Below are 18,389 nucleotides of genomic sequence, written 5' to 3' on the forward strand. Positions count from 1 at the left end.
GGTGATCCAGGCGTAGTTCAAGGGCATGAACCACTAGCTCAACGAACGGAGCCCCGCGCTGGTTCTCCGGGAGGGAGACCCGGCCGAGGTGTTGGCAGCTGCACGGGCGTTCGCGGCGCACGGTTGAGCCGCACTGGCCATCTCGCGAACATCATGTTCTGGCCCCATGGCCGGGGGCTGCCCTCTCAGTTTGTTTGCGTGTAGGCCGCGATGCGGGCGTTCCGCGCGTGGATGAACTCCATGCTGAGTTCCATGTAGCGGCGATAGGTCGCCAGATCCTGTGGCACTGAAGGCATGGCGAAGTTGTTGAACGGTATCGCGAAGCGAACCCGCTTTCCATCGAGCAGATCCTGGAGAAGGAAGAAGTCGAACCCACCGAACGTCTCGAACAGAGCGAAGAAGTCGTCGTACCTCGCGAGGACGTCGCTGAGCGGGCTCCTCTCGTGTGCGTAGTGCCGGCGGATGCACTCGACCGTCAGATCGAAGCGATCGGCGATCCGAGGGTGGAAGCCGCGAGCGCCGTTGATGGTCTGTTTGTTGTCGATCCTGTTGCCGGGCCAGATCATCATGCCGCCGATCGTGTACCCGAGGTTCCAGAACGCCTCGTGCTCGCCTTCATCGAGCATTGCGACAATGGCCGCCGCCTTGTGAGGGAACGAGGGGACGACGGCGTCACTGCTGAGCCAGAACTGCCCCCGGTGCGAGCTGTGGACGAGGTAGCTCTCCGGCCTGCCGTCCTCGAGGTCGAAGCGTGTCCCGTCCGGAAGCTCCTTGCTCCAGAGGACCCGGTGGTAGCGGTGCAGCGTGTCGCTGTAACTGTCGGGGTCCCTGCCTGCGGGCGTGTCGGTCTGGAAGTCGTACCTTGTGTCGATCATGTGCCCCCTCAGGGCGCGAGCGACCTGCTCGCCGCACATGTCGCAAACTCCGGTACCGAGAGGGACGGCCGTGAAGCAGTTGGGGCAGATCGGCCCCAGTTTTCCGCTTTGACTCGTCGAGCCGCCCTCGGTCCACTCCTTTGCCGTGGCGAGATGCTCGGGGCAGTAGATGCGCAGATGTCCCTTCGGCTGACCGGCGTGCCGGTGCTTGATGACGGTCAGCTGGTCAGCTGGCAGGACCGTCCCGCACGCCGAGCACTTGCGCTGGTCCGAGCCGGCGGTCATCCGGGAGGGGAAGATCTCACCAAGGATCTGTGGGTCCTCATACTCAATCAGGTCTCGCTCGTCGGTCACGGTTGATGCCCTTCCAGTCGCGCTTGGCCCAGCATGCCGGAGCAGCTGGTCGCCGTGCTCACCCGATACCTCGAAGCAACGCCCTGAACGAAAAGGGAACCCAAAACGGACACCGACTCGGCCCAGTGCGGTTGGCCGCGACCACGGGCGATAGCGTCTTGGATGGGCTGTACGCAAAGTGTCACACCGAGGCGTGCTTATCCGATGCGCACATCAGTGATGCCCGGGGCCTTAATCGGATACTCCCGCGCCGTCGCCGACGAACAAGACCGGACCGCCCAAGTGGCATTGACTGCGCAAGCTCGGCGTAGCCCACGATCGCTACCTCATGCACGCAGTGACATGACATCTGGCTACCAGGATAGGTTGATGCGGTGACATCAGCGGCAATCACCGGCGACCTCTGCCTCGGACATATCCTCGCGGTGACCGCGCTCGACCTGAGCGACATCGCAATCATCCGGCACACCTACACCGACAATGGGCTTCGCTCGCCGAGCGACCTGACCGCCGAGAAAGTGCTCGACTACACCCGCACGCAGGGGATCAACAACAAACTCGGCAAGACGCCGCAGCACCTCTGGCTCATCTTCATGGCCGACGGCGGCCGGCGCTCACGCTTGCTCACCGTCTACGAGAACTATGGCGAGCTGCTCAACGAACGCAGCGAGACCCACCGCTACTTCGACCTCCGCCCCTCCAATGCGCTGGCGTCCCTCAACCGCAGGCTCGTCGTGGAATGGTCACGAGATGCCGTCAACTGGGTCAAGAGCGGGGCGAGCGCCTCGGCGTTCCCGGTGGTCGAAATTGCCGACCCTGAGGTGGTGCCCTTCCCCGGCTTCGACCGTGTGCTCATCACTCACGCCGAGCTCAGGGACGTGGTGGAGGACTCGCGGTATTCCGCCTGGCGCACCGCGCTCGGTGCCGTGCAGGGCATCTACCTCATCGCAGACACCAATACCGGACAGCTCTATGTGGGAAAGGCAGACGGCGACGAACGGATCCTCGGACGCTGGATCGCCTATGCACGGGACGGCCACGGCGGCAACATCGCTCTACGGGACCTGGCGGGCCTCGACTCAACCCACTCGCGCCACTTCCTATTCAGCATCCTACGAGTCTTCGGACCGAGCGTGCCCACGAAGCGGAGTCGCACTTCAAGCGCGCACTCCTTACCCGCCAGCACGGCCTGAACCGCAACTGACACAAGTTCGTGCCCACCACAGTGACCTCGTCCGCCCTGTCGTAGCCGAGCAGCGTCGTCGTTCCTCGGTTACTTCTTGACAGGGTCGAGCGGGATGGCTTTGGGTCCCAACGGTGTCGCGCTCGTCGCTGTCGGAGTCCGTCGTCGCGATGGCGCTGCATAAGCGCGTTCCAGCCCGCCGTGCGCGGCGTTGACGCACGTTTCGTGTCAAGTCGGCAGCAGCCACTCTGTGGCATCCAGTTAGCGCAATCCCGAATGCTACGCCACCCGTCGGATAATGGGACTGCCCTGACTTCGGTTGACTCGCGGGTTGGGTGGTTCAAGCCGCGAGTGCGACCGGTTCGTGGAACAGCAACTCGATCTCTACGGGGGTCATTCTGCCGAGTCGGCGTTGCCGGCGTCGACGGTGGTAGGTGCGTTCAATCCAGGTGACGATGGCCAGGCGCAGCTGGTCGCGGGTGGCCCAGCGTTGCCGGTCCAGGACGTTGCGCTGCAGCAGCGCGAAGAAGGACTCCATCGCGGCGTTGTCACCGCAGGCTCCGACCCGCCCCATCGACCCGACAAGGCCGTACTCGTGTAAGGCACGGACGAACTTTCGGGACCGAAATTGACTGCCTCTGTCGGAGTGGACGATCGTCCCGGCCGGGCTGCGGAGGGCGACGGCGTTGCGCAGCGCGGCTACCGCGAGGGAGGCCTTCATGCGCGAGTCCATGGAGTAGCCGACGATCCGGTTGGAGAACACGTCCTTGATCGCACAGAGGTACAGCTTGCCCTCGCCGGTGGGGTGTTCGGTGATGTCGGTCAGCCACAAGACGTTCGGCGCTGCCGCGGTGAAATCACGCTCGACCAGGTCGTCGTGTACCGGCGGTCCGGCCGTGCGGTTCAGCCCGCGCTTCTTGCTGAAGACCGAGTAGATCCGCTGCAGCGAACACAACCGGGCCACCCGGTTCTCCCCGGCCACGTGCCCGAGGGCGGCCAGCTCGTCGGCGATGAACCGATACCCGAACGCTGGATCATCCTCGTGGACGTCGATCGCGGTGTTGATCAAGTGGGCGTCCTCCCAGTCCCGCTGCGAGACGGGGTTGGCACGCCACTTGTAGAACGCCTGCTTGGAGAACCCAAGCACCCGGCAGGTCACCGCCACGGGGATGTCCTCGGCGGCCAGGTCACGGACCAGCGGGTACATCATTTTGGGGCGATGTCTTTGGCGAAGAACGCCGCCGCCCGCCGCAGGATCTCATTCTCCTGCTCCAGGACCCGGTTGCGCTTCTTCAACTCCCGCAACTCGGCCGACTCTTCCTTCGTAGCACCGGGACGGACACCGTCCTCGACATCGGCCTGCTGCAACCAGCGGTTCAGACAGGACTCGGAAATCCCGAAGTCCTTGGCGATCTGGCGCATCGGCGCTTCGCGCTTGCGAGCCACGGCGACGACGTCACGACGGAACTCGGCAGGGAACGGCTTCGGCATAGCGATCATCCTTCCAATGAGGACGAATCCTCACAGCTAAGGAGTCAACCGAACCCGGGGCAGTCCCAATGCTGTTTCCGCAGCGCCGTGATCGGACCAGCCTGGCCGTGGGGATACGCGGTTCACCGACCGCATGCCGGCCCGTGACCGGTCGGCGGTCAAACGATGCACGCTCGGGAGGATTCGTCGCGGCGCGGGAAGCCGACATTGTCGGTGCCGTAGATCACACTGGGCCATGTCGATCGCGTGAGGGAGGCCGATGTGGGGACAGAGACATCATTTTTGTGGTTGGAGATTACAGGGCGGTGCCAGTTGGAATGCGGTCACTGCTACGCCGAGAGTGGTCCGTCCGGCACTCACGGAGTGATGACGGTCTCGGATTGGCTGCGAGTGCTGGATGAGGCAGCGGAGCTCGGTGTGGGGATGGTGCAATTCATCGGCGGGGAGCCGACGCTGCATCCGGACCTGGTTCAACTGCTCAGGCATGCGGCGGGGCTTGGGTTGGAGATCGAGGTGTTTTCCAACCTGGTGCACGTCACGTCGTCGCAGTGGGAAGCTTTCGAGCTGCCTGGGGTGCGATTGGCGTGTTCGTACTATTCGGACAGTCCTGTTGAGCATTCGGCGGTGACCGGACGCGTAGGCAGTCACGCGCGTAGCAGGGCGAACATCGCGGAGGCCGTGCGGCGCTCGATCCCGCTGCGTGTTGGCGTGGTGGACACCTTCGATGGCCAGCGCGTTCAGGAGGCGGTGGAAGACCTCGCGAGCGTGGGCGTCACCGATGTCGGCTACGACCGGCTACGGCAAGTTGGTCGCGGTGTTCGCGAGGCCGAGCCAGGTGTGGACCAGTTGTGCGGCAATTGCGCGAATGGCGTGCTGGCTGTCTCCCCCAGTGGAGAGGCATGGCCGTGTGTGTTCTCGCGGTGGCTTCCGGTCGGCAACGTTCGGGACACATCGTTGTCCGAGATCGTCTCGGGGCCACCGCTCGCGGAAGTCCGTGAACATCTGGATGGTCGGTTCGCCACTGCCGGGATTTGCGTGCCGGAGATGTGCGACCCGCAGTGTGGGCCTCGATGCGGCCCGGCGTGCATGCCGCAGGGCACCCGGCACCCGTGCTCACCTCGGGGTGGCTGTCGACCGAACTACGGCCGGTAGCGACGTTCACCGCTCGGCTGGGGCGCGTCGAGCGCGGCGATGTGCTCACGGAGCGGTTGTTCGAGTTCTGGGTAATCCCCGTCTTCGATGCGACCTAGCATGCGCGCCGCGACAGCTAGTTGCGCGATGCGACCATCGGGGCCTTCGAGCACATCGGCGAACGTGGAGCGGACCTGGTCCGCCACCGCCGGTACGAGCAGACTGTGGCAGTACAGGGTGGCGACGTCGGTACCGACGGGCCCCTGGCCCCAGAGTTCCCAATCGAGGATTCCGAGCGTCGGAGACAGCAGGTTGGCCCAATGCAGGTCACCGTGCACCGTCTCCCAGTGCTGGACACGCAGATCCGCGCCGAATGCCGCCGTGCTGCGCCGGGACACGATCTGTTGATCGGCGTCGATGCGGCCGGTGGGTGTGTTCCGGAGCTTCTCGAGGTTCGCCCGTAGCTGTGCCCACCACCTTTCCGACAGGTGTACTGGGCGGTGCAGCACGTCGGTGGTCGACACCGGCTCGCCGGGGAGCAAAGTGAACAACTCGGCCCGTTGCCGTCTTCCATCGTCGTCCCACTCACACACATCGAGCAGTTCCGGTTTGGCGATGCCGGTCAGCGCGTTGGCGTCGGCATTCCCCGTCCAGCCATCTCCACTTGCCCACTGCGGATAGTCGGACACGACGCGCAACCAGCACCACGCGCCTGCCCGCGATACCCGTACGCCGATGCTGCGCAACCGCCACCCGAACACGGGTTCGCCAGCCACAGCCACACTGAAGTGACGAGCTGCTTGTGCGAGGTTGGCTCGCATCCACTCAGCGAACCTCTCGTCCGAGACTTCCATCTCCAGCACGGGCAATTCCTCGCTCATCCCGTCAGGCTTCGTCCTCGTCGAGCAGATGCCGCAGGTACCGCTGAGGGGAGGCGAGGAAATCCCTGGTCAGCCGGACTGGTAGTGCGTGGTCGTAGTCCGTTGGTGAGATTTCGCCGTCGTCGTCGATCTCATAGATCGTGGCGCCCGGCAACGCGAGTAGGATCGGCGAGTGCGTGGCCGCGACGACCTGGCAGCCTTGCTCAACCAGCTCGGCCAGACGAGCGAGTAAGGCCATGCAGCCGCGCACCGACAGCGCCGCCTCAGGCTCGTCCAGCACGTACAGCCCGTTGGGCCGGAACCGGTGGATCACGAGATCAAGAAACGACTCACCGTGCGAGCGTTCGTGCGGTGAGATACCACCGTAGGCGGGCAGTAACGGGCCCGCGACCCCGTCGTCGTCCAAGCGCTCGATCTCGGTGGCCACGTTGTAGAAGGACTCCGCGCGCAAGAAAAACCCCGAACGCGGTTTGCGGCCCTCCCAGCTCAGCACCAGTTGATCGCCCAGTGAAGACTCGGAGGCCCGCGTCGCGAAGCGGAAGTGTTGGCTGCCGCCCTCCGGGTTGAACCCAGCGGCCACCGCGATTGCCTCGACGAGGGTGGACTTGCCGCTACCGTTCTCTCCCACCAGGAAGGTCACCCCGGACGCCAGCGATAGCCCGTCAGAGTGCATCAGCCCCGCGACCGCAGGCAAAGTGAACGGGTACCGCCCCGTGTCGGCCTCGGCATCGAGCCGCACATGACGCACGAACCGCGCCGCGGCGGTCTCCGACGCGGGCGTTCCAGCTCGGTTCATCGCACACCTCGATCCATAACAGCAGTGTAGAGAACGGCCTACCCAACGGCCGTGAGGAATTGGGGACCTCTCGGCACTTCCCTGGCAAGGTCGTCATACTCCCAGCGCAAACGGCGAAACGAACTGCGCGGTGAGGTATCGAACTGGTGGCATAGCACCCGCCGTTGGGCCCTACCTGGCCCACCTACTCAACCAGCTCGGGGATGTCGACCACCGCAAGCCACACAACGGTGGCGCTCGATGTAGTGATGCATTCCTCGGCGCCAGTGATTGATGAGCCATGGGCACACACTCCGCGCGTACATCCGGTTCCGTTATGCCTTGGGTGACCCGGTTGGACGGCCGGAATCGCCGGAGCTAGTATCCCCGGATATGGAGTCGATATCCCCGGTTCGGGGATTCCTCCCACCGGTGCGGGGCCAAGTCCCCCTCGGACACACGCACTAACCCTACGGGCCGGGCGGATGGCAACATCTACCTGGCCCGTAGGTGCGTTATAGGTCATTTCCAGGCGAAGCGCTTCGTAGAGCTTTTCCAGCTTCTCGGGTTTCGCGTCGTTGAGTGCTTCTCCGACGTCGCCGAGTGAGTCGATCATCGCGTACACCTCGGCGTCGGTGAGCGCGTCTGGCGCGGGTGTTCCGTCGAGTTCCGCTCGCGCTGCCGCGCGCTGTGACTGAGCCTCGTTGATCGCTTCGACGAAGGCTGCCGGGTCCGCGCCTGCTTCAATGGCTGCTTGGAGTCGGCGCAGTCGTGTCTCAGCGGTATCGAGCCGCCTTTTTGCCGCGTCTCGCGCACTGTGCGCGTTGCCGCCTTGATGCTGGGACGCGACGAGCGCGGCAACGGTCTGATCGATGTGCTCTGGCGCGAACAGCTCACCGAGCCATTGGTTGAGCGGGCCGATCACTGCTGCTTCGGGCAGATAGACGTTCTTCGGGTGATCGTTCAAAGCGGGTGACCCTGGTACGAGCGAACGCGCCGAGCACCGGTAGTAGATCCGCTTCTCCCGCGGCGTGCCTTCCATACGCCGAGCGCAGTACCCGCACCGCACACGGCCGCGTAGCCGATAGACGCGCTTCGTCTTTTTGGGTCCGCGTTCCAGCTTCCGGCTCGCCGCCAACCCACCAGCAGCACGCGAACGACGCAATAGCTGCGCTTCGGTGAAGTCTTCGACTTCGATGATCTTCGGGTGTGCGGGTTTGCGGGAGCGCATGATCCGGTCGGGTGTGGCTCGGCGGAACCGGATGACGTGTCCGGCGGCGACGTCATCGGGGTCGAGCAGGGTTTCGTGCTTGGCCCACCGTCCGAAGAACGCATATCCGGTGTAGCGCGGGTTCTCCAGGATCGCGCGGACGGTGCTGCCTTGCCAGCCGTCCGCGATGCGGTGCCGGTTCTGGTCTGGCCGTCGCGCAGAGGGACAGGTTGGATAGCGACATCGGCAACGTGGGCCTCGGGTTCGTATTGGACCTGGGGCCCACAGTCGTGTAGAGGCTCGACAGGAGCCCGGCTTCTGCCTCGGCTACGCGCCAGGTGGCTGACTCACGCGAACGCTTCCCGGCATGGCCGTCATGCTGCGAGGCCACCAACGCGCTTGCGGTTCGGTCCAGCGCGAACGGGGGTGCAAGATCTTTTGTGGAAGTGGGCGGGCCATGATCATCGGTGGGCCGGAGGGTCCGGGCCGGTGGAAGGGAACGCTACGTGACGACGGACAAGGCGCAGGATGCGGTCGAGGGCTCGGCGGCGGAGGAGGCTTCGCGGCGGTTGGCGGAGCTGGTCTCGCCGGAGGGTATTGATCGGATTCTGGCTGACGCGAAAGCGTCGGGGACGCCGTTGGATGGCCCGGACGGCATTCTGAATCAGATGAGTAAGGCGGTGATCGAGCGGGCGTTGGGCGCGGAGATGCATGAGCATCTCGGGTACGCGAAACACGACGCTGCGGGACGCGGAACGGGCAATTCCCGCAACGGGTATTCGGCGAAGACGGTCACCACCAACACCGGTAAGGTCCAGATCGAGGTTCCGCGGGACCGCACGGGCGGGTTTGAACCGCGGATCGTGAAGAAGCATCAGCGTCGGCTCGGCCAGATCGATGACATGATCTTGTCGCTGTATGCGAAAGGGATGACCACCCGCGATATCAAGGATCATTTGCTCGAGGTGTATGGCGCCGAGGCGAGCCACGAGCTGATTTCGAATGTGACCGATGTGGTGCATGACGAGATCAAGACGTGGCAGAACCGTCCGCTGGACCAGGTGTATGTGATCGCCTACATCGACGCGCTGGTGGTCAAGATCCGCACCAACGGGGTGGTGATCAACCGGCCGGCCTACATCGTCACCGGTGTCGACGTCGACGGGTTCAAGCACGTGCTGGGTGTGTGGATCGGCCCCACCGAGGGGGAGAGCAAGGCCCACTGGCTAGCGGTACTGACCGAGGTGAAGAACCGCGGCGTGGAAGACGTACTGATCGTGTGCTGCGACGGGCTGACCGGACTGCCGGACGCGATCCGCACTGTGTGGCCGAAAGCCGAGGTGCAAACCTGCGTGATTCATTTGATCCGGAATTCGATGAAATACGTGTCCTATTCCGACCGCAAGAAGGTTGCCGCCGCGTTGAAACCGATCTACACGGCCGTCAACGCCGAAGCCGCCGAGATAGCGCTGGAGCATCTCCGTAAAGAGTGGGGCACGAAATACCCAGGCATGCTCGCCGCGTGGGATCGCGCCTGGGAAGACTTCACTCCGTTCCTCAAATACCCGAAAGAAATACGAAAAGTGGTGTATACCACTAACGCGATCGAATCATTGAATTTTCAACTGCGGAAAATCATGAAAAACAGAGGACATTTCACCACCGAGGACGCCGCGATGAAGCTGCTTTATCTCGGCATCCGACACGTCACCGGACGCTACATCGACGGTGACGGTCATGTTCGCGCCAAGGGCGAACGCGGCACCGGCACTTACGGGTGGAAAGCCGCGCTCAACCACTTCGCCGTCCTCTTCGGCGACCGGCTCGTCCTCTAACGCGCCGTCACACACAGTGACGGATTCGACCACTCATCAAAAGCAACGAAAAGGATAAACAGGCCCAAACATCCACAAAAATCTTGACACGCTGGCGCGAACTGGCCGACCGCTCCGGCAACATCACGAAAACCGCCAAAGCAGCGGCGCGCGAAGCGGGCTCACCCCACCTACTGGCCTACGCAACCGCTCAGCAGGCGATTGTGCTTCTCGACCTCGGTGAAACCACGGCTGGCTGTCGAGCACTTGCCGCTGCTCGCGGTATTGCGCGTTCGACGAGCCCAATGTTCTGCTGCCCAACGACCCGGTAGACCCCGCGTTGCCGTCTGTTCCTCGTTGGCGCTCACCTAGACCAATGGCGCGGCCACACGCTCGCCCGCCTCGGCGAAGCGGAGGCGGTTCACCAGGTCACGGTCGCACTCCCCCGAAGGTGCCGCTTGTCTAGCGAACCGCTGTCAGCTGCCGAGGTCGAGACACTGATGGCGTTCGTGTTGTAGGTGTTGTCCGCGTGATGCGCCAACACCGCAGTGGTTCGGACCGCCATGTCCGAGTGCCGCGTGGGGTAGAAACGTGCGGCGAACGCATCCAGGTTGTCCTCGGAGTCATACCAACTCGACACAGGTTCGAGGTTCTCGTCTCTGCCCGTTGCAGGCACGACCACGCGTCCGCCCCGCAGTTCAACAACTGCGTACTCCAACACGTGGAGGCCACCAATCTGTATACGCGAACAAGCTGCTGTAGATCTGTAACGCAATGAACAGTGCCGGACACACCCCTAGTAGGGCTCCAACATGAAGGGCGAACCGTTGTCCTCAGAAATGAAGCGGCTGGAAGTGCTGTTCGACACCCATGCAGGCGCAGTACACCTCTACGCCTCTCGGCTGGTCAACAACGACGCCGAGGACGTGGTCGCCGAGGTTTTCCTCACCGCGTGGCGCAGGATCGAAGAGCTGCCGGACGAGCCTTTGCCATGGCTACTCGCGACCACGCGCAGAGTCGCGGCCAATATGCGACGCACACAGCGACGCCGCACTGCGCTGTACGATCGGCTCCAAGGCCAGCCGCAGCACCCAACAGAAGGCCTAAGTACCGACTCCAGCGAAGACCCGCTTGCTGGGTTGGTCCACCAGGCCCTCCGGAGGCTGCCCGATGCCGACCGGGAGGCGCTGATCCTCACCGCCTGGCTCGACCTCACGCCTGCCGAGGCGAGTTACGTCGCAGGGTGTAGTGCCACCACATTCCGCGTCCGGTTACACCGAGCCCGCAAACGGTTCCGCGCCCTCATGCATCAGCTGAACGTGCCAGCGAACGCACACGACAAGCATCCGGAGGGGCATCGTCGATGAACACCAAAGACCCGATGGACCTGCTCGCCGACGCCCGCCCAACAAACATGGGCTCGTGGCCAGCCTCACCGCGAGGGGAGGCGGTTCGCGCAGCGGTGTTGCAGCGAGTCGCCGACGGCGACAAGCCAGCAGACACCACCGATCCGTGGATCGACCGGTGGCGTCGCTCCAGACGTCTGCGTGTCGTCGGCGTGGCCGCGGCCGTAGTCGTGGTCGCGGTCGCCGGGGCGCTCGCAGTCACCCAGCTCGTCGGAGGGGACAGCGCTGTTAACCAGGCGACCGGACAGACCCAACCGCTCTCGCCGTCGTACGGCTTCGACGTCACACACCTGCCAACCCTGCTAGAGCACGCCGACGGTGCCTTCGTCGGTGATGTCGAAGCGCTGCTCTCGGACAACGAGGACGACCAGACCCGCAGCTACCGAGTTCGCGTCGTGGAGCGGATCATCGGCGACCTCCCGGTAGACATGACCGTGCGGCAGAACGGGTACGTAGACGACAACGGCATCACACATCAACTTCCCGACCAGACAATGCTTCAGGAAAAGCAGCGATACCTGCTAGTAATCGGTGATGTCGACAGTGAACCGATCGTGATGGCCGGCCCGCTCGCCACCCAGCCGGTCCCCAACGCCGAGCGACAAGCCGAGCTCGTCGCTCGCTACAGAGACGCCGCATCACGACCGTCTCAATAGCGGCCATACCGATTTCGGTCAAAATACTCACTCCCCAAGTCTGGTGATCTTTCCTCGGTATGCGGTATAAATTCGCGTACTGGGTCAAATCAGAAAGAGGGGGTGAACCGTCCCGGGTTTCATGCACCCTCGGGATTCTGTGAGCCGACCGGTTGGTCGGTCACGTGTTGGGCATAGTAGCGAGCTTCGGCTTCGGTGGGCGGGACGCGGCCCAGGCGGTGCATAAGGCGCTGCTGGTTGTACCAGGCGACGTAGTCGGCGGTGATGAGCTCGACGTCGCCGAGGGTGCGTAGCGGGCCGCGGCGGAAGGGTGAGTCGGCGCGGACGCGGCAGCGATCCAGCGTCTTGCTGACGACGGTTACCGGGTGGTGACGGTCATGCAGCCGGATGAATCCGTTCCTGCCGGCGACGCCATCGGTTCCGATCCCCCTTCGGGATCGGAACTGCGCGATGGGGAATCCGTACAACTGTTCATTTCGATGGGGGCATGCGGCGACGAGTGCCCGGTCAAGGTGCCGAATGTCGCGGGAAATACCCAGGCAACGGCCGTCGAGAAACTCGAGCAAGCCGGGTTTCAGGTGCGAACCAAGGAACGCGAGAGTTTCGTCGAACCTGGCCACGTGATCGGCACAGACCCGAAGAGCGACGACAGACTCAAGAAAGGCGAAATCGTTAGGCTGTTCATCTCGAATGACCCGATGACACCGCTGATGTATTCCGGCGGAACCTTGGCTGTCCGGCAGACCTGGACCGTTGACCTTGACGAAGGTGTCGAAGGCGGCCTCGGCACGGACTTCTGGTTCCAAGTCGACATCACGAAAGCGCGATACATCGCGCCGTTCTACGACGACGACACGACGCTGACCGCATTAGGAGTTGTGGAACCCACCTATCAGGCGTGCGCCGACGCGAAACTCACCAGCGATCCCATCGATATCGCGGATCTCCAGTCCGGTTCCGTGGTCTGCATCCGTACCGACGAGGACAGGCTCTCCGTGGTCACCATCGACGTGCCGCCAGGCCCGAGCCCCGGCACAATGGAGATCAGCTTCTCGACGTTCGAACAAGACTAGGTGACAAGAGAATCATGGGGTGCTGCGGCTGCCATCGCCTGAGCTCCGAAGACGCGGCCCAACACCACGGAAAAACATGCGGCCAGGATGCTCAACGTGAATGTAGGGACCACGGAGACCCACAGTTCACGCCCGATACGCGGACTCGTCGAGGCCTATCCCGAGCAGGTCGTCGGACGCGAACAGCAACGCGGTTCCTACTTCCAGACCTGGCCGGCCAGCCTGTTCGAGGAGCTCGGCTTCCAGCAGGACAGGAAGATCGCGAAATGGCGATGGGTCATGCGCCTGCGCGTCGAGCCCTGATGGGTCCTCATCCATGCGCAGCGACGCTCTGCCGTCGACTGGTCCTTCAAGGTCGCGTGTGGCGGCGGCGTGACGGGTGTCGGTTGCGGGCACCGTGATCGGGAGGCACGTCGATCCCGTGCCGGATGCTGGAGAACGCGTCGATTCCCCAGGCGAGCTGACGGGCGCCGCGCCACAGGGTGCGGAGCAGGCGCCGGATGGGCTGCTGAGCACGAACGTCGTGCGAAGGCGACGTGTCGTTGTTCTTCAGGATCTGTTCTGCGATGAAGTCGTCGAAGTGCATAGCTCAAGAGTGGCAAGCGACGCCGTCCCTCGGAAGTGGCAAGATTGACGTAAACTGATAGGATTTTGCCACCATGGTGAGACCGCGACCGACGATCACGATCCCGCTCATCGACGGCATGACCTTGTTCGAGATCGGCATGCCGCTGGAGGCACTGGGCTACGACTGGGGCCCCGACCACGGCCCGCTCTACGACGTGACGCTGTGCGGCGACCTGCGCGGCGTTCGCACCCACACCGGCGCCCGGCTGGCCCCGGAGCGGCCGCTGAGTGCCGTGGCCGAGGGCGACACGGTGCTCGTGCCAGCAGTGCCACCGGGACGGTCGGTCGGCTCCCGGCTGGTCCGCGAGCTGCGGCGCGCCGCCGAGCGGGGCGCCCGCATGGTGGCGCTGTGCACCGGCACGTTCGCGCTCGCCGAGGCCGGCCTGCTCGACGGCCGTCGGGTCACCACCCACTGGCGGCACGCCGCACTGCTGCAGCGGATGTACCCCAACGTCGAGCTCGATTCACGCGCCATCTACGTCGAGGACAACGGCATCTTCACCAGTGCTGGCTCGGCGGCAGGTCTCGACCTCTGCCTGCATCTGATCCGGCGTGACCACGGGGAGCGCGCCGCGAACAACACGGCCCGCTACCTCGTCATCGATGCCCACCGTGACGGTGATCAGGCGCAGTACGTACACGCCGAGCCGCTGGAGGATCGCGCCGCCTGGTTGGACAACCTCCGCGTCTGGCTACGCGAGAACCTCCGCCGACCGCTGACGCTCACCGAACTGGGACGAGCGGCGAACCTCTCGCCCCGCACCCTCGCCCGACGGTTCGAGCAAGACGTCGGCACCACGCCCATGCGCTGGGTCGCCACGGAACGGATCGCGGCGGCCAAGGAACTGCTCGAGACCACCGACCTCACGGTGGACCGGATCTCGTCCGAGGTCGGCTACGGGTCGCCGGTGACATTCCGAACCGCCTTCACCCAGGAGGTCGGCATCTCACCGAAGCGCTACCGCACGCGGTTCGCCGCGTGGCTTGACACCGCCGCCCCGGCATAACCCGCGCAGCAGCAACGTACTTACCTGATTGTGAGAACCACGGAGCTTTCGCTCAGCCCATTCAGAGAAGATCGATGGGGTAGGTCGCGCGATGGGCGGCATGAGCGGGTTCAGGCGCGCTGACGTTGGGCCCGTTGCCGCCTGCCATTGTCGTCCCACTCACACGCATCGAGCAGGTGCGGTTTGGCGATGCCGGTCAGCGCGTTGGCGTCGGCATTCCCCGTCCAGCCATCTCCACTTGCCCACTGCGGATAGTCGGACACGACGCGCAACCAGCGCCACGCCTCTGCCCCCGATACCCGCGCGCCGATGCTGCGCAACCGCCACCCGAACACGGGGTCGCCATCCACAGTCACATCGAAGTGACGTGCGGCCGTTGCGAGGTTGGCTCGCATCCACTCGGCGAACCTCTCGTCCGAGACTTCCATCTCCAGCACGGGCATGTCGTCGATCTCATAGATCGTGGCGCCAGGCAACGCGAGCAGGATCGGTGAATGCGTGGCCGCGACGACCTGACAGCAGTGGGCCCGCGACCGCGTCGTCGTCCAAACGCTCGATCTCGGTGGCCACATTGTAGAAGGACTCCGCGCGCAAAAAGACCCCCGAACGCGGTTTGCGACCCTCCCAGCTCAGCACAAGTTGATCGGCCAGCGACGACTCCGAGGCCCGCGTCACGAACCGAAAATTCTGGCTGCCGCCCTCCGGCGAGTGCGGACACGGGCAGGCAAGTCGCTCTCGGCTGAGTTCACGCTCACCGTAGCCGAGGATAGCCCCTCAGTCGTGTTTCCTAAGCCCGTTCGCCGTGCAGGATCTCGGTATCTCCATCCTGCGTAGCTACGTAAACGCGACTATCAAATAGTTCTTTGGTAGTTTACGGCTATGCCGCAGAACCTCGACGAGCTCCGTGCGCTCGCCCATCCATTGCGGCTGCGCATTCTTTCGTTGCTGACGGGCACCGCGATGAGCGCCGCCGAGGTAGCGCGGGAACTAGGTGGCACGCAGGCGAACGCCAGCTACCATCTGCGCCGACTACACGATGTGGGACTGCTCGACATGCTCGACGAGGTCCAGGTTCGCGGCGGCTGGGCCAAGCGCTACCGACACAACCCCGAAAGCGGCGAGCGATTCGCCGAGCGGAACGCAGAGCAAGAACGCCTGCTTACGACCGCGCTGACCGATGAACTCCGCCGAAGGAGCGAGTATCGGGCCAGTGGGCGACCGAGCACGACGACCGACGCGGAACTATGGCTAGACCCACAGAGTTGGTCCGAGATCGTCACCAAGGCAATGGAACTGAGCAGGGACTTGCACGCCGCAGCCTTGCCACCAAGGACGCCCGATGCGATCAAGGTAAGCGTGACGATCTCGATGTTTTCCATGATCGCTGACTGATGACCACCGAGATCCTCACCCCACTGAGGTTCGACAAGTTCCGATGGCTGGCCGCCGGACGCACGGGCACTGAGCTGGCCAACGCCATCGCCCCGGTAGCGCTGTCGTTTGCGGTACTCGATCTGACCGGAAGCCTGATCGATCTGGGGATCGTGGTGGGTGCCCGCTCACTGGCGCTGGTCGTACTGGCGGTCTTTGGCGGGATGCTCGCCGACCGGTTGCCGCGGTCGGTCATCTTGCAAGGCACGACGTTCACCGCCGCAGTAACCCAGTTATTCATCGCCGTGGCTGTCCTCGCGGATGTCGGATCGGTGCCATTGCTGGTCGCACTAAGCGTGAGCAACGGTGCGGTGGCGGCGATATCGCTACCCGCTACGTCCGCCCTGACACCGCAGACGGTTTCGGAAGAACTGCTCGCACAAGCGAACGCATTGGCCAGGATAGGCGCGAATACTGGACGGTTCACCGGAGCCGCGGTAGCCGGCCTGCTCGCCGGTACCGTAGGACCGGGCTGGGCGCTGGCGGGCAACGCCGTAGTTTTCATGCTGGCCGGGTTGGCCTATCGCGCGGTTCGTTCAGTTCGTGTACCGAGGTCGGAAGCAGCTAGCTTCCTCGGCGATTTGCGCGACGGATGGCGGGCGTTTACCGAGCACAACTGGGTGTGGGTAGTGGTACTCCAGTTCATGGTGGTCAACGCCGTGGTAGCGGGGGCCTGTTCGTGCTCGGACCAGCTGTCGCCGATGACACCATTGGACGAACGGCGTGGGGTTTCGTGCTTGCCGCGCAGACCGTCGGATCATTGGTCGGCGGTGTCGTCATCGCGAAATGGCAGCCACGCCGAGCACTGCTCGTGGGCGTGCTATCGGTGTTGATTGATGTGGTGCCGCTGACCGTCCTAGCTGAAGCACCGCACGTTGTTCCGTTGGTAGCGGCAATGTTCTTCGTAGGAATGTCGAACGAAGTATTCGTAGTGGCCTGGGATGTGTCCCTGCAGGAGAACATTGCGCAGGACAAACTTGCCAGAGTCTACTCGTACGACATGCTCGGCTCGTTCATCGCGTTACCGACAGGAGAAGTCGCCGCAGGTCCACTAGGCGCAGGTTTCGGTAGAGAGCCCACTCTCATCGGGATGGCCATCCTGGTCGCCGTCACTACTTGTTTCGCCCTGTCCAGCAAACAAGTGCGCCAACTGACCCGCAAGCAGCCGACGGACGCCGCCACCAGCTAGCCACGCCGAGGCGGTGCATGATCCGCTCGGTGTTGTATTAGGACACTGGGCTGTGTCAAAGGATTTTAGACAAAGCCCAACGTCGACAGCATCACTTCCCTGTCATTGCCCTGGGAATTCATCTCGGCAAGCTGCCCCGGGTGCGCCCATTGCTCGGGACATCAACGCCGGGCCATCTACATGACCACAGAAAGCTGGCGGCGTGTGGTTAGTGTGCAACTCCCCCCTCGGACACCGGCGGGTGGGATCCCTCCCACACAAATGCCAGCGATTTTCCGGTCGACACGGCGGCGTGGCGCACAGCGCCTGTCGTCGTGTTCTGCTCTGCGGCCAGCTCCGCCCGAGCGGATGTGATGGCCGTGGTTGAGACGTTCGTGCCGACTGTGGTTCCCCGGTCCATCTCTCGAGCCGAGCGGTCGCCGAGCGGCCCGGCATCGCGGGGGATGTCGCTTTCCCGTTTGGCGGCATTACCCGACGAGACCGCGATGCTGTACCGCATCGCTGCGCTGGGCGAGCGCGGCCGGGTCGCGGAACAGGCGGTCGTGCGTGCCCTCGGCTGGGAGCCAGGCCAGCGGCTGCAGTTCAGTTTGGTGTCCAACACTGCGGTGGCGGTGCACCCGGACGCCGCCGGGATGTTCACCCTGGCTCGGCGAGGCCACATTCCCCTACCGGTGGCCGCGCGGCGGTGGTGCCACCTTCAGGCAGGTGACCGGGTGCTCCTGGCCGCCGCCGCGGATCGTGGCGTGCTGATCGTGTACACAGCGCGCGCTCTCGACGACCTGCTCATGGGGCCAGGCTGGGCACTGAACAGCTGGCTCGACGACAACCGCGAGCTCATCGACGACCACCTCGAATATTCGATGAGCTGGAGTGATCAGGGCATCGACACCGACGTCCGCCTGGCTGCGCCGGACGTGGCTCTGACCTATCCCGGCCGGCCGAACCAACCGAACCGGCACCCCGCGCGGACGTTGCCCTGTACTTCGTCGGCCCCGACCGGGACACAGCCGTCACCAAGTCGCCGTTCCTCGACCGCGCCGAGGCCACCACGGTCGCCGACGCGCTCGGCCACCAGGTGTTCAGCACCGCGGCCGACATCTTCGCCGCCTACCTGCGCGACGCCTGATCCACCCCGCGGCGGCCGCGCGTCCCTCACCACCCGCGAGGACTGAACAACAACCGCGCGGCACCGCCCCACCTCGGTGGGGCGGAACCACCCGACGAACACGGGCACGGGCACGGGCACGGGCACGGGCACGGGGACCGACCAAACCCCTTGCCCGCCA

General features: G+C 64.2%; 19 protein-coding genes and 1 pseudogene. 11 read left to right on the forward strand and 9 right to left on the reverse strand.

All coding sequences use genetic code 11. The features are described from left to right. Positions 1 to 185 precede the first annotated feature (185 nt). Positions 186 to 1,229 (reverse strand): DUF6994 family protein, encoded by a 1,044-nt coding sequence (locus AMYHA_RS12785; protein ID WP_196776883.1) that lies wholly within the window; start codon positions 1,227 to 1,229, stop codon positions 186 to 188. A gap of 425 nt (positions 1,230 to 1,654) precedes the next feature. Between AMYHA_RS12785 and AMYHA_RS12790 the strand changes: the two genes are divergently transcribed. Continuing rightward, positions 1,655 to 2,422 (forward strand): GIY-YIG nuclease family protein, encoded by a 768-nt coding sequence (locus AMYHA_RS12790; protein ID WP_196776884.1) that lies wholly within the window; start codon positions 1,655 to 1,657, stop codon positions 2,420 to 2,422. Between the two features lie 330 nt (positions 2,423 to 2,752). Here AMYHA_RS12790 and AMYHA_RS12795 read toward each other — a convergent pair. Further along, positions 2,753 to 3,903 (reverse strand): IS3 family transposase gene (locus tag AMYHA_RS12795; protein WP_157361777.1). Its coding sequence is split into 2 segments (ribosomal slippage): positions 2,753 to 3,633 and positions 3,633 to 3,903, totalling 1,152 coding nucleotides; the frame shifts between segments, so codons are not numbered across the junction. Positions 3,904 to 4,164: 261 nt separating this feature from the next. Here AMYHA_RS12795 and AMYHA_RS12805 point away from each other — a divergent pair. Then, entirely contained in the window at positions 4,165 to 5,055 is an 891-nt protein-coding gene (locus tag AMYHA_RS12805) for a radical SAM/SPASM domain-containing protein (protein ID WP_231104733.1), read from the forward strand. On the opposite strand, the gene AMYHA_RS12810 is transcribed toward AMYHA_RS12805, so the two are convergent. The 3 genes from AMYHA_RS12810 to AMYHA_RS27940 all read right to left on the reverse strand — a co-directional run bounded on the left by AMYHA_RS12810 (position 5,043) and on the right by AMYHA_RS27940 (position 8,188). After that, positions 5,043 to 5,915, reverse strand: coding sequence for a phosphotransferase (locus AMYHA_RS12810; protein ID WP_051399830.1), 873 nt, complete (start codon positions 5,913 to 5,915; stop codon positions 5,043 to 5,045). The genes AMYHA_RS12805 and AMYHA_RS12810 overlap by 13 nt on opposite strands. A 4-nt stretch (positions 5,916 to 5,919) precedes the next feature. After that, complete coding sequence (locus AMYHA_RS12815; RefSeq protein WP_051399831.1) at positions 5,920 to 6,711, reverse strand: AAA family ATPase; 792 nt, start codon at positions 6,709 to 6,711, stop codon at positions 5,920 to 5,922. 184 nt (positions 6,712 to 6,895) lie between these two features. Then, complete coding sequence (locus AMYHA_RS27940) at positions 6,896 to 8,188, reverse strand: recombinase family protein (protein ID WP_084037157.1); 1,293 nt, start codon at positions 8,186 to 8,188, stop codon at positions 6,896 to 6,898. 281 nt (positions 8,189 to 8,469) lie between these two features. On the opposite strand from AMYHA_RS27940, the gene AMYHA_RS12820 reads away from it, so the two are divergent. The 3 genes from AMYHA_RS12820 to AMYHA_RS12835 all read left to right on the forward strand — a co-directional run bounded on the left by AMYHA_RS12820 (position 8,470) and on the right by AMYHA_RS12835 (position 11,776). Further along, positions 8,470 to 9,735 (forward strand): IS256 family transposase, encoded by a 1,266-nt coding sequence (locus tag AMYHA_RS12820; RefSeq protein WP_034277011.1) that lies wholly within the window; start codon positions 8,470 to 8,472, stop codon positions 9,733 to 9,735. 791 nt (positions 9,736 to 10,526) lie between these two features. Then, entirely contained in the window at positions 10,527 to 11,081 is a 555-nt protein-coding gene (locus AMYHA_RS12830; RefSeq protein WP_084037159.1) for an RNA polymerase sigma factor, read from the forward strand. After that, entirely contained in the window at positions 11,078 to 11,776 is a 699-nt protein-coding gene (locus AMYHA_RS12835; protein ID WP_034271294.1) for a hypothetical protein, read from the forward strand. The genes AMYHA_RS12830 and AMYHA_RS12835 overlap by 4 nt, the downstream gene beginning before the upstream one ends. 119 nt (positions 11,777 to 11,895) lie before the next feature. Here the strand turns inward: AMYHA_RS12835 and AMYHA_RS12840 are convergent. Then, positions 11,896 to 12,102 (reverse strand): annotated as a pseudogene (locus tag AMYHA_RS12840) (IS3-like element ISMysp3 family transposase); the annotation flags it as partial. A 9-nt stretch (positions 12,103 to 12,111) separates the two neighbouring features. Between AMYHA_RS12840 and AMYHA_RS12845 the strand changes: the two are divergent. After that, on the forward strand, positions 12,112 to 12,849 hold the full coding sequence (locus AMYHA_RS12845; protein WP_407919910.1) for a PASTA domain-containing protein: 738 nt from the start codon (positions 12,112 to 12,114) through the stop codon (positions 12,847 to 12,849). A gap of 126 nt (positions 12,850 to 12,975) precedes the next feature. Here the strand turns inward: AMYHA_RS12845 and AMYHA_RS27030 are convergent, their stop codons facing one another. Then, positions 12,976 to 13,167, reverse strand: a complete 192-nt coding sequence (locus AMYHA_RS27030) for a hypothetical protein (protein ID WP_157362085.1) — start codon at positions 13,165 to 13,167, stop codon at positions 12,976 to 12,978. 31 nt (positions 13,168 to 13,198) lie between these two features. Beyond that, positions 13,199 to 13,435 carry a hypothetical protein gene (locus AMYHA_RS12855; protein WP_034271301.1) on the reverse strand — a complete coding sequence of 79 codons (237 nt, stop codon included), beginning with the start codon at positions 13,433 to 13,435 and terminating at the stop codon, positions 13,199 to 13,201. Positions 13,436 to 13,508: 73 nt separating this feature from the next. Between AMYHA_RS12855 and AMYHA_RS12860 the strand changes: the two genes are divergently transcribed. After that, positions 13,509 to 14,483 carry a GlxA family transcriptional regulator gene (locus tag AMYHA_RS12860; RefSeq protein ID WP_034271304.1) on the forward strand — a complete coding sequence of 325 codons (975 nt, stop codon included), beginning with the start codon at positions 13,509 to 13,511 and terminating at the stop codon, positions 14,481 to 14,483. 110 nt (positions 14,484 to 14,593) lie between these two features. On the opposite strand, the gene AMYHA_RS27950 is transcribed toward AMYHA_RS12860, so the two are convergent. Beyond that, on the reverse strand, positions 14,594 to 14,959 hold the full coding sequence (locus tag AMYHA_RS27950; RefSeq protein WP_231104735.1) for a hypothetical protein: 366 nt from the start codon (positions 14,957 to 14,959) through the stop codon (positions 14,594 to 14,596). Positions 14,960 to 15,362: 403 nt separating this feature from the next. Here AMYHA_RS27950 and AMYHA_RS12870 point away from each other — a divergent pair, with 403 nt between their 5' ends. The 4 genes from AMYHA_RS12870 (at position 15,363) to AMYHA_RS25720 (ending at position 18,275) form a co-directional block, all read left to right on the forward strand. Next, positions 15,363 to 15,875, forward strand: a complete 513-nt coding sequence (locus AMYHA_RS12870; RefSeq protein ID WP_034271307.1) for an ArsR/SmtB family transcription factor — start codon at positions 15,363 to 15,365, stop codon at positions 15,873 to 15,875. After that, on the forward strand, positions 15,875 to 16,747 hold the full coding sequence (locus tag AMYHA_RS12875; protein WP_330760145.1) for an MFS transporter: 873 nt from the start codon (positions 15,875 to 15,877) through the stop codon (positions 16,745 to 16,747). The genes AMYHA_RS12870 and AMYHA_RS12875 overlap by 1 nt, the downstream gene beginning before the upstream one ends. After that, on the forward strand, positions 16,726 to 17,103 hold the full coding sequence (locus AMYHA_RS28285) for an MFS transporter (RefSeq protein WP_330760147.1): 378 nt from the start codon (positions 16,726 to 16,728) through the stop codon (positions 17,101 to 17,103). The genes AMYHA_RS12875 and AMYHA_RS28285 overlap by 22 nt, the downstream gene beginning before the upstream one ends. Positions 17,104 to 17,561: 458 nt before the next feature. Further along, positions 17,562 to 18,275: a hypothetical protein gene (locus tag AMYHA_RS25720; RefSeq protein WP_157362087.1), complete on the forward strand. Its 714-nt coding sequence runs from the start codon at positions 17,562 to 17,564 to the stop codon at positions 18,273 to 18,275. The last annotated feature ends 114 nt before the right edge of the window (positions 18,276 to 18,389 follow it).

This window comes from Haloechinothrix halophila YIM 93223 (assembly GCF_000504245.1).
Lineage (GTDB): Bacteria > Actinomycetota > Actinomycetes > Mycobacteriales > Pseudonocardiaceae > Haloechinothrix_A > Haloechinothrix_A halophila.